Genomic DNA, 10,450 nt, shown 5'->3' on the forward strand with positions numbered 1-10,450 from the left:
GCGATATCGCGCAGGCCTTTTCATTGGTGATCGGCTGATGTGCTGGTTACCGCGCGGCGCTTACTGGAAGTACACGGAAATCCCCAGCCCGGCCTGCGTATCCGGGCTGTCATCGTCCAATCCCACGTCGAATGAGGCGTCCAGCTGCACGGTCGGGGTCACCATCCAGGTGACGCCTGCGCCGGCAATCCCGGTCGAGGGCTCGCCGTGGGTGTCGGTGAAGCCGGCTTCCAGATAGGTGCCGACGGTATCGGTGGCGGAGAAGCTCAGGCTCGGTGCCCAGGTGACGCTGTCCTCGTTGCCACCGCGGGTCACATTGGCGTACAGCGCGCCAGTCCAGCGATCATTGAAGCTGTACTCATAGCTCGCACCCAGCGCGTACTGCGTGGCGCCCTCGCTGAAGTCGCGCGAGCCGGTCGCGAACGTGGTGCTGGCCAGCAGCGCGACGGCGTGCTTTTCCGATGACAAGGGCAGGGCGAACTTCAGCCCGACGCCCACATCGCCGGCACCGCTGCTGCGCTCGGCCGGTGCATCGCGCGGCGCCACCCGCAGGTGGTTCCAGGGCGAGGTGAAGGCCTGCAGTTCGAGATGCTCGACCAAGCCGATCCGGAGATTGATGTCGGCACTGTACTGCGTGCTCAGCACGCCCGCGCCGTCGCGGTCGCGGCTGAAGCTGGGCAGTCCCGCCTCCAGCGCCACGCGACCGCGGGGCAGTGTCGAGGCGGCGAAGCCGATGCCGGGGCGGTCGAAGGCGAGGTCCGGCGGCGCGTCCTGTTGGGCGTGCGACGCACCGCAGAACAGCAGGGACAGCAGCAGGGCCGAACACCGCATGGGCACGCTCCGGGCCGGCCGATACCGACATCAAGAAGCAGTCAGCCTGCCCCTTGGCCGGAATGTAGCACGGTGATTCCGGCGGTCACGTGCAGGTGTCAGCGGCGTTTCGTCACTCAGTGCGGCGGCCGGGTCATGGCAATGAGGGCATCGCGCACGCGCTCGGTCGCGACGTCCGGTGTGGCGTCACAGCCGAGCACGCAGGCGCGGAGCAGGAACCCATCGGCGGCGTGCCGTGCAGCGGTCAGTTGCGCATCGCGACGGTCCAACGGATGCTCGCGCAGCACCGTATCCAGCCAGGAACGTCGGGCGGTGATCCATTCACTGTCGACCTGGTGCGGCCGGCACGCGGGACTGATGGTGCGCCCGATGTCGAACAGCTCGGCGATGTAAGCCCGTGAGAAACGGCCGTGGGCCTGGCTGTCGCGGTCCATGCGGTGCTGGATTGCGCGCTGGAGATTGGCCACGATCGCATGCGCGGCGAGGTCATCGTTGGCTGCTTGCAGCAGCGGGGTATCGGTTGCGTTGTTCATTCGCGCCTCCAGGACACCGGTCGGGGAAAAACGAGGAATCAGCCGCGCGGCAGGACCGGATCACCCTGCCGCAGCAGGGTGCCCAGCAGCGCGACGACGCGTTCACCCTGGCCCTCGCAGGCCAGTTCGAACGTGGTCTGCCCGTCGAGCGCGGGCAGTGGGGAATGCAGAATCCATTCAAGAACGGCGGCGCGGTCCGGTTCGATCTGCAAGGCCAGATCCGCGACACGACGTACGATTCCCTGACGCATGATCAGAATCCGTAACTGAGGGAGAGCGCGGCAGTATCCATGTGGTCGCCACGGGTCATCGGGCTGTCGCGCACGGCATCGGCCAGCGAGGTGCGGCGGATCGACGCGGTCGCCGTCCAGCGCGGTCCCAGCGGCATCACGGCGGCGATGTCCATGTAGGGCGACACACCGCTGCCGGCCGAGTAGTGCGCCAGGCCGCTGCGTGCCGCTTCGCGTTCACTCACGCCGAAGTAGTAGTCGTTGAGATCGGCGCTGGTGTAGGTCACGCCCACCGCAGGCATGAAGGTCACGCGGCCGGCCGGGATCGGGTAGGCGTACCGGGCATCGGCCGAAAAACCGCCGCCATGTCCGGTGACTTCCGCCTGCGCATTGGCCTGCAGCACGCCCCATTCGGCCTGGTGCCGCCAGGAGACGCCCAGCATGCCGGACAGGCTGCGGTTGTCGAGCTGGCGCAGCTGCGGGTCGTGGCTGTCGCGGCGTTTGAAACGCATCACGTACGGCGAGGCGGTCAGGGCAAGCTCGGACTGCGCGGTCTGGTGCAGGCGATAGCCCACGCTGCCACCGCGGAAGAAGAACGAACGGCCTTCCCAGCTGACGATCGGGGCGGCCAGACGATCGGTGTCATAGCCGGCGTAGGGGGCCTTGAGTGCGACGACAGCGATGCCGATGCTGCTTTTCCTGGCGCCCTCGGGGGCATCAGCCGCCTGCGCACTGGCGGCGGTGAACGCACTGGCCAAGGCCAGGCCAAACAGGGGAAGGGAAGGGCGCGGGGAACGGAAACGGACGTGCATGGACCTGCCGAGGGGGAACAACCGGAGTGTCATGGTGGGCGCCCTACATTGTCGGAACGTTACGTCCGGCTGCGCGGTACCATCGCCTCCTTCGTACCCCGCAAGGCACCGCCCCATGCGCCTTCTTCTCCTGGAAGATGATCCGGAAATGGCCAGTGCGATCCAGGTCAGCCTGGCGCGCCACGGCATGGTGATCGACGTGGTCGGCACGATGGCGCAGGCCGATGAAGCCCTCAAGGCCGGCGTCCATCAGATCCTGCTGCTGGACCGGCAGCTGCCCGACGGCGACGGTGCCAGCTTCGTGCGGATCGCGCGTGAGCGCGTGCCCAACCTGCCGGTGATCATGCTGACCGCGCGCGATTCGGTGGCCGATCGGGTCACCGGCCTGGACGTGGGCGCGGATGATTACCTGACCAAGCCGTTCGCGGTCGAAGAGCTGCTCGCGCGCATCCGCGCGATCTCGCGGCGGCCCTCGCAGATCACCCTGCCGGTGTTGTCGCTGGGCCGGCTGCAGTTCGATTTCGTGGCGCGCGAGGCCCGAGTGTCCGAGGTGCTGCTCGCGCTGCCGCGGCGGCAGCTGCTGGTGCTCGAGGCACTGGCACTGCGGCAAGGGCGCACGGTAGGCCGCGCCTCGTTGCTGGAAGCCGTGTACGGCTTTGACGATGCGATCCAATCCAATGCGCTGGATGCGCATGTCTCCAAGCTGCGCAAAGCGCTGTTGGAAGCCGACGCGGGCGTGGAGATCCACGTCATGCGCGGCATCGGGTATCTGCTCAAGGACACGCCGTGAGATTGCTCAAACCCGATTCCCTGGCGTTCAACCTGGTGTGGAAGGTCTGCCTGATCCAGGCGGCCACGATCGCCCTGGCGTTGAGTGCGATGGTGTTGACCTACGGCGACCGCCGTTCGGCCTATATCGACTGGAAGACCAGCGACCAGATCGCATCGGCCATCACCTTTGGTGCCCAGGGGCTGGAGGCGGATCCGCCGAAGGTGGCGCTGGCCGTGCCACGGCCGCCGGCGACGTTCTGGTTCGCCGCGGCCGATGAGCGTGGCCGACGCCTGGTACACGGCAATGTTCCGGAGCAGTACCGCCCGCTGGTCGCGCGGTTGGATCACATCGAGCAGACCGATATCCGTACCCGCATCAATGCTGATGCGCTTGCCGTGCGCGTGGTGGTCGTTGTTCGGCCGGAAGGGCGGTTGCACGTGGCGGTAGGCGGCATTCCCGAACGCAGCATCGTGCGGCAGCTGCTGTTGATCTTCCGCTATCTGGGCGGCTGGATCGCGTTGCCGGTGCTGGTGATCACGCTGGTGGTGGCGCCGTGGGTGATCCATCGCGCGCTGCGCGGGGTCAACCGCGTGGCGGCGCAGGCCGCAGCGATCCAGGTCAACGAGCGCGGCAGCGGCCTGGATACGCGTGCCGTGCCGCTGGAGATCTATCCGCTGGTGGACGCCTTCAACGCGGCCGTGCGCCGCATCGGTGAAAGCTACGATGCGCAGGATCGCTTCCTCGCCGGTGCAGCGCATGAACTGCGCATGCCGATCGCGATCCTCGCCACGCGCCTGGCCGATCTGCCGCCCGGTGATGTGCGTTCGCGCCTGCAGCTGGACCTGAGCCGGCTGAGCAACATCGCCGAGCAGCTGCTGGATCTGCAGCGGCTGGACCGGCATGGCAGCCAATCCCAGCGTATCGACCTTTCCGCGTTGACCCGCGACGTGGCCGCCGATGTCGCGCCATTGGTGGTGGATGCCGGCTACGGCTTTTCGGTGGATGCACCGGATCAGCCGATCTGGGTCCGCGGGGATCCCCATGCGCTGCACCGGGTCATCGCCAGCCTGCTGCAGAACGCCATCGCCCACGGTGGCGGCCGCGGCATGATCGCCGTGGCGCTGCATGACGATGGGGGCCTGTCGGTCAGTGATGAAGGCCCCGGCGTGCCGGAGGCCGAGCGGCTGTCCGTGTTCGAGCCGTTCCACCGGTTGCGGCCCAGCGGCAGTGGCAGCGGGCTGGGCCTGCACCTGGCGCGTGAAATCGTGCTGCGCCATGCCGGCACCATCGCGGTGGACAGCGCCCCGGGCGGCGGCGCGCGGTTCCTGGTGGTGCTGCCGGTGGACCCGCGGCCGTTACCGGGGGCGTCCCCGGCATGACCAATGGCAGGTGATCGGGCTGGGGCATCGTGGGACAACGGACACGCCCCCTTTCTGGTGCCGGTTCGATGCGCAGACGTTCGCTGTTCGGTGTGATCGTGGTATCCGGCCTGGCCCTGTCCGGCCTGTCCGGTTGTGCCACCTATGACGATGTCGCCTCGCGCCCGCAGTGCGAGGATTCGCCGCAGGTGAAGGACCTGCCGGCGCAGGTCGCCCGCCGCGAAAGCCGCTGCAATGAGTTGAACATCCGGTTCAATGACGATCGCGGCGGCGACAGCAAACCGCTCGATTTCGGCGGCAAGAACAAGGACGGTTGATCCTGCGTTGGATCAGCGTTGCGCCGGCCCGGTCGGCGGTGCAGCGCAGTAGGCGGTGATGACCTCGGCGGTGTTCTCCAGCCCCTTGGCCTTGGCCAGCTCCCAAGGGCGTTCGCACTGCTGCGTGCGTTCGCACCAACGGTAGCCTGCCGAGCCGATGCACCCGTGCGCATCGCGGTCCGCGCCGGGTACGCCTGCAGTGGGCGAGGAGGGTGACGGCGCAGGATGGGCGCAGGCGGTGAGGGCGGCGAGCAGGGGAAGCAGGGCGGCTCGAATGGACATGCAGGCTCCGTAGGCGCTTGAGGTCGCGGGCAGTCTCGCGCCGGCTCCGTCGATGCCACGTGCAGGATGGAGGGTTCACTCCTCCATCACCGGGCGTGGGCTGATATGACGCTGGATGATTCTGCCGATGCTGCGTTGTAGTCCGTGACGAGCACCGCGGAACGCGATGATCCGTTGAAACACGATGCGTGCGACCTGCCTGTGTGCACATCGCCGGTATCAGGTTTGACGCCAGGTTGTCAGCGCCACTGCCAGGAGGCACGTCATGAAAACACTGTTTTCGATGCGTCACATCGCACTCGCTGCGGCGCTCACCTGTGTCTGCGCCCAGGCCGATGCCTGCACCCGCGTGGTGTATCTGGGCGACAACCAGGATGTGATCACGGCCCGCTCGATGGATTGGAAGAGCGATGTGGCCACCAACCTGTGGGTGCTGCCCAAAGGCATCGACCGTGATGGCCAGGCCGGTCAGCGCTCCATCCGCTGGACCTCGCGCTACGGCAGCGTGGTCGCCACCGGGTATGACATCTCCACCACCGATGGACTCAACGAAGCAGGGTTGTCAGCCAATCTGTTGTGGCTGGCAGAATCGCAGTACCCGCAGCAACGGGGCAGCAAGCCGGGATTGGCGATCTCGTTGTGGGCGCAATACGTGCTCGACAACTTCGCCACCGTTGCCGAGGCCGTCGCCGCCCTTGAGCGCGAGCCGTTTTCGATCGTGACGGACAAGGTGCCGGGCGAGTCCCGGCTGGCCACGCTGCACCTGTCCTTGTCCGACGCCAGCGGCGACAGTGCCATCGTCGAATACATCAACGGCAAGCAGGTGATCCATCACGATCGCGCCTATCAGGTGATGACCAACTCACCGGTGTTTGATCAGCAACTGGCGCTCAACGCGTACTGGCAGGAGATCGGTGGCACCGTGATGCTGCCCGGCACCAACCGCTCGGCCGACCGCTTCGCCCGCGCGAAGTTCTACATCAACGCGATTCCCAAAAGCGAGGATCCCGTGGTCGCGTTGGCCAGCGTGTTCAGTGTGATCCGCAATGTATCCGTGCCCTACGGAATCACCACGCCGGGGGAGCCGAACATCTCCTCCACGCGCTGGCGGACCGTGGCCGACCACAAGCGCAAGCTGTATTTCTTTGAATCGGCGATGACGCCCAATACCTTCTGGGTGGACCTCAACAAGGCCGATTTCTCGCGCGGTGCCCCGGTGTTGAAACTTGACCTGGGGCCGGACCAGCGCAACGTATTTGCCGGCGACGCGCTGCCCCGGTTCCAGCCGTCCGAGCCGTTCCGGTTCCTGGGTACCGACGGCTGAGCAAAATCAGACTAATCCGATACCGGCAGGCCGCGGCCTGCTCTATCGTTCCTGCTGAGGGATGGATCCCTCCCGTCGTGAGCTTTTCGCCCAGGCATGCCGCAAAGGAACGATCCGCATGGTGATCAAACTGCAACACATCGAACGCCGCTGGCACGTCGTGCACCCGGCCAAATCCGCGCCGATTGCGTTCCGCAGCGGAGCCACCGCCTTCGATTTCGCTGATGCCCTGGCTCGAGAGCACTATGCCGAGACCGGCGACAGCAGCGCCGTCCGGGTGCAGGTGCTGGAGACCTACGTGGACGCCGTCCGCTACGGCTGAGCCGGCACCCCGGCACCATCAGGCCTGGATGTGACCCGGCACCATCACCTCGGTCAGCCCCGCGTCGGGTACCTAAATAGGGGATGAAATCAGCGACTTCTGGCCTATGTCGCGCGCGGTGAGGATCACCGATCCTGTGCGCCTCCCAACACGGTAACGAGGAACGCATGACGAGCAACAGGAAGCCCACGGGGTCGAAGCGCTGGCTGTGGGCTGCAGTGCCCGCGTTGATGGCGTTGGCGGGCGCTGCGCAGGCGCAGGACTACGGTCGCGGTTATGACGATGGCTACAACGGTGGGCCGGTGCGCTGCGAGTCGGTCAAGAACCGGACCCAGCAATGCGCATTGCCCGGTCGTGCCCGCCTGGTGCGGCAGATCTTCGGCTCGCCCTGCATCGAAGGCCAGACCTGGGGCCAGGCCCGCGATGGCGTCTGGGTCACCCAGGGCTGCCGTGCGGAGTTCATCGCCGAGCGTGGCCGGCCCTCGCACGGGGGCTGGGGCAACAATGGTGGCGGCTGGAACAATGGTGGCCATGGCAATGGCCGGGGCGAACTGATCACCTGCGATTCCAATGATCGCCGTCAGCGGCGCTGCAACGTGACCATCCGTCGTGATGCCCGACTGGTGCGTCAGACCTCCAAGACCGCCTGCGTCGAAGGCCAGACCTGGGGCTGGGATCGCAACGGGGTGTGGGTTTCGGGCGGTTGCCGAGGCCAGTTCGCGGTGAATTGACCGGCACGGCGTGCCGATCCGGGCGGCCTGCCATCATGGCGATGACAGGCCGCAGGGCGCGCGGGATCAGCCCGCCGCGCTGAGCGTCTGGCCGCTCTTGACCAGCATCGGCCAACGCTTGAGCACGGCCTGGCGGATGCCATCGGCGTCGATGCCGGCTTCGGCCAGCAGGTCTTCACGGCTGGCATGGTGCTGGAAGCTGTCCGGCAGGCCCAGGTGCAGGAACGGCTTGAGCACACTCTCGGCATTGAGCAGCTCGGCCACGCCGGAGCCGGCACCGCCGGCGACCACGTTGTCTTCGATGGTGACGAAGCCTTCATGGCGCTGCGCCAGTTCCAGCAGCAGGGCGCGGTCCAGCGGCTTGATGAAACGCATGTTGACCACGGTCAGGCCCAGTTCGCGGCCGACCTGTTCGGCGGCCGTCACGGTGCTGCCGAACGCGAGCAGGGCGATCCGGCTGCCCTGCAGCCGCAGATCGGCCTTGCCGATCTCCAGCGTGGCCAGATCCGTGCCGGCGGCAATGCCGGTCCCGCTGCCACGCGGGTAGCGCACCGCGGCCGGGCCGGCATAGCGCAGGCCGGTGGTCAGCATCTGACGGCACTCGGCCTCATCGGACGGCGCCATCACCACCATGTGCGGCACGCAGCGCAGGAAGCTCAAATCCAGGTTGCCGGCAGGGGTCGCGCCATCCGGGCCGACGACGCCGGCACGGTCGATCGCGAACAGCACATCCAGCTCCTGCACGGCCACGTCGTGCACCAACTGGTCGTACGCGCGCTGCAGGAAGGTCGAGTAGATCGCCACCACGGGCTTGGCACCCTGGGTGGCCATGCCGGCCGCCAGAGTCACCGCGTGCTGCTCGGCGATGGCCACATCGAAGTAGCGCTCCGGGTATTCCTTGCTGAAGCGCACCAGGCCAGAGCCCTCGCGCATCGCCGGGGTGATGCCCATCAGCTTCGGCTCGGCCGCGGCGGCATCGCACAGCCAGTCACTGAAGACGTCGGTATAGGTCGGCTTCTTGGCTCCGCCCTTGGAGACCAGGCCCTTGTCCGGATCGAACGGGCCGACGGCGTGGTACCCGATCTGGTCACCTTCGGCGCGTTCGTAGCCCTTGCCCTTGGTGGTCATCACGTGCAGCAGCTTCAGGCCCTTCAGGCTCTTGAGCGTCTTCAGCGTGGCGACCAGCGCCGGCACGTCGTGGCCGTCGATCGGGCCGGTGTAATGGAAGCCCATTTCCTCGAAGAACGTGGACGGCACGAACATGCCCTTCCAGTGCTCTTCCCAGCGCTTGACGAAGCGCGCGGTCGGGTTGTGCTTCTTGTCGCCGAGGATCTTCTTGCCGCCTTCGCGCAGCGCATTGAGCGTGCGGCTGCCGGTGGCGCGGCCGAGCATCTTGGTCAGCCCGCCCACGGCCTCGGAGATCGACATGTTGTTGTCGTTGAGGATCACCAGCAGGTTCGGTTCCTGCTCCATGCCGCCGGCGTGGTTGAGCGCCTCGTAAGCCATGCCGGCGGTCATCGCGCCATCGCCGATCACGGCCACGACCTTGCGGTCATCGCCTTCGGCCTGGCGTGCGATCGCCATGCCCAGCGCCGCCGAGATGGAGGTGGAGGAATGGCCGACACCGAAGGTGTCGTACTCGCTTTCCTCGCGCTTGGGGAACGGCGCGACGCCGTCCTTCTGCTTGACCGTGTGGATCTCGTCGCGGCGGCCGGTCAGGATCTTGTGCGGGTAGGTCTGATGACCCACATCCCACACCAGCTGATCGACCGGCGTCTGATAGAGGTAGTGCAGGGCGACGGTCAGTTCGATCACGCCCAGGCCGGCGCCGAAATGGCCGCCGCTCTTGCCGACCGACTCAATCAGGTAGGCACGCAGTTCATCCGCGATCGCGGGCAGTTCGGATTCTTCGAACCTGCGCAGGTCATCCGGTGACTGGATGCGCGCAAGGCGGGGATAGCGGGCGGAATCGATCATGTTTATCGCGCTTCTTCTGAGCGCCTATTTTCCCCCCCAAATGAGGGTGGGGCAAGCAAACCGCCTTTTCAGTGAGTAAACGGTGACGGAGGCTGCGACAGAACGTCGCAGCGCGCTCACGCGCAGAGCTTGGAACGCTTGGGCAGCTGCGCTTTCAGGAATGCCATCTGATCGGCCAGGATGTTGCGGTTGGACAGGATCATGTGCTCGATCCAGCTCGGCCGATAGGGCACGGCGAGCAGCGGCATGCTGGCCTGCTGCGGGGTGCGGTTGCTCTTGCGCGAGTTGCAGTGGAAGCAGGCGCTGACCACGTTCTCCCACACGTCCAGGCCCCCCTTGGAGAGCGGCATGACGTGGTCGCGGGTCAGTTGCGGGCGGTTGAACTGTTGCCCGCAGTACAGGCACAGGTGCGAATCGCGCGCGAACAGCGCGGGATTGGACAGATTCGGGGTGGGGTCGATCGCGCGGGAGCGCGCATGCCCGCGGGCGGCGATGATCGGGTGCAGGTCCAGACCGCTCTGCAGGCCGGTGGTACGGCAGATGCCGCCGTGGATGTGCAGGCAGGGGTCGCCCAGGGTCCAGGCCACTGCGCCACGCGCGTAGAGGCAGGAGGCGTCCTGCCAATTGATCCAGTCGAGTACGCGCCCGTGGGCGTCCAGGGCCAATAACCGCACCGAACCGGGCCGATGCAGCGTAACGATCGGCGACACCTCGGCGACCGGGGCGGACGAGGCTCCGGTATCGATCAGACCCAAGCGTGTAGTGTCTGTCTCCATCGGGAAAACAGCTTATACCCGAATCGTTACCAAATGGGTATAGGCGTCAAGCACCTACCCATTTGGTAACGATTCGGACAGGCATTCCACCTTAGCCCCGCGCCTTCGGCGCGCCCCATTGAACATCAAGGGGGCTTTTCTCCAGAAGGTTTATCGGGGTGCCG

General features: G+C 66.5%; 13 protein-coding genes. 6 read left to right on the plus strand and 7 right to left on the minus strand.

Going from position 1 to position 10,450, the window contains the following annotated elements; translation table 11 throughout:
* Positions 1-60: 60 nt before the first annotated feature.
* From ACE026_RS11835 to ACE026_RS11850, 4 genes are all read right to left on the minus strand, one after another.
* The gene (locus tag ACE026_RS11835; protein WP_486039154.1) at positions 61-831 is read right to left on the minus strand and encodes a transporter; all 771 of its coding nucleotides are present in this window, start codon (positions 829-831) and stop codon (positions 61-63) included.
* A gap of 116 nt (positions 832-947) precedes the next feature.
* The gene (locus ACE026_RS11840; protein WP_486039155.1) at positions 948-1,364 is read right to left on the minus strand and encodes a hypothetical protein; all 417 of its coding nucleotides are present in this window, start codon (positions 1,362-1,364) and stop codon (positions 948-950) included.
* A 38-nt stretch (positions 1,365-1,402) separates the two neighbouring features.
* Positions 1,403-1,615, minus strand: coding sequence for a hypothetical protein (locus ACE026_RS11845; RefSeq protein ID WP_486039156.1), 213 nt, complete (start codon positions 1,613-1,615; stop codon positions 1,403-1,405).
* Between the two features lie 2 nt (positions 1,616-1,617).
* Positions 1,618-2,406, minus strand: coding sequence for a MipA/OmpV family protein (locus tag ACE026_RS11850; RefSeq protein WP_486039157.1), 789 nt, complete (start codon positions 2,404-2,406; stop codon positions 1,618-1,620).
* A gap of 115 nt (positions 2,407-2,521) precedes the next feature.
* On the opposite strand from ACE026_RS11850, the gene ACE026_RS11855 reads away from it, so the two are divergent.
* The 3 genes from ACE026_RS11855 (at position 2,522) to ACE026_RS11865 (ending at position 4,874) form a co-directional block, all read left to right on the plus strand.
* The gene (locus tag ACE026_RS11855; protein WP_313208990.1) at positions 2,522-3,196 is read left to right on the plus strand and encodes a response regulator transcription factor; all 675 of its coding nucleotides are present in this window, start codon (positions 2,522-2,524) and stop codon (positions 3,194-3,196) included.
* On the plus strand, positions 3,193-4,557 hold the full coding sequence (locus ACE026_RS11860) for a sensor histidine kinase (RefSeq protein ID WP_486039158.1): 1,365 nt from the start codon (positions 3,193-3,195) through the stop codon (positions 4,555-4,557). Before ACE026_RS11855 ends, ACE026_RS11860 begins: the two co-directional genes overlap by 4 nt.
* Positions 4,558-4,625: 68 nt before the next feature.
* Positions 4,626-4,874 (plus strand): hypothetical protein, encoded by a 249-nt coding sequence (locus ACE026_RS11865; protein ID WP_486039159.1) that lies wholly within the window; start codon positions 4,626-4,628, stop codon positions 4,872-4,874.
* Positions 4,875-4,886: 12 nt separating this feature from the next.
* Here the strand turns inward: ACE026_RS11865 and ACE026_RS11870 are convergent, their stop codons facing one another.
* Entirely contained in the window at positions 4,887-5,156 is a 270-nt protein-coding gene (locus ACE026_RS11870) for a peptidase (RefSeq protein ID WP_486039160.1), read from the minus strand.
* A 283-nt stretch (positions 5,157-5,439) separates the two neighbouring features.
* Here ACE026_RS11870 and ACE026_RS11875 point away from each other — a divergent pair, with 283 nt between their 5' ends.
* The 3 genes from ACE026_RS11875 (at position 5,440) to ACE026_RS11885 (ending at position 7,533) form a co-directional block, all read left to right on the plus strand.
* On the plus strand, positions 5,440-6,480 hold the full coding sequence (locus ACE026_RS11875; protein ID WP_486039229.1) for a linear amide C-N hydrolase: 1,041 nt from the start codon (positions 5,440-5,442) through the stop codon (positions 6,478-6,480).
* A gap of 118 nt (positions 6,481-6,598) precedes the next feature.
* The gene (locus ACE026_RS11880) at positions 6,599-6,802 is read left to right on the plus strand and encodes a hypothetical protein (RefSeq protein WP_313208993.1); all 204 of its coding nucleotides are present in this window, start codon (positions 6,599-6,601) and stop codon (positions 6,800-6,802) included.
* Positions 6,803-6,969: 167 nt separating this feature from the next.
* On the plus strand, positions 6,970-7,533 hold the full coding sequence (locus ACE026_RS11885; RefSeq protein ID WP_486039161.1) for a DUF3011 domain-containing protein: 564 nt from the start codon (positions 6,970-6,972) through the stop codon (positions 7,531-7,533).
* Between the two features lie 66 nt (positions 7,534-7,599).
* On the opposite strand, the gene dxs is transcribed toward ACE026_RS11885, so the two are convergent.
* Positions 7,600-9,510 (minus strand): 1-deoxy-D-xylulose-5-phosphate synthase, encoded by a 1,911-nt coding sequence (gene dxs, locus ACE026_RS11890; protein ID WP_486039162.1) that lies wholly within the window; start codon positions 9,508-9,510, stop codon positions 7,600-7,602.
* Positions 9,511-9,626: 116 nt separating this feature from the next.
* A complete protein-coding gene (locus tag ACE026_RS11895) occupies positions 9,627-10,286 on the minus strand; it encodes an HNH endonuclease (protein ID WP_088432555.1) in 660 nt (219 codons plus the stop codon).
* Positions 10,287-10,450: the final 164 nt, after the last annotated feature.

The sequence above is a fragment of the Stenotrophomonas sp. AGC87 genome, assembly GCF_057333975.1.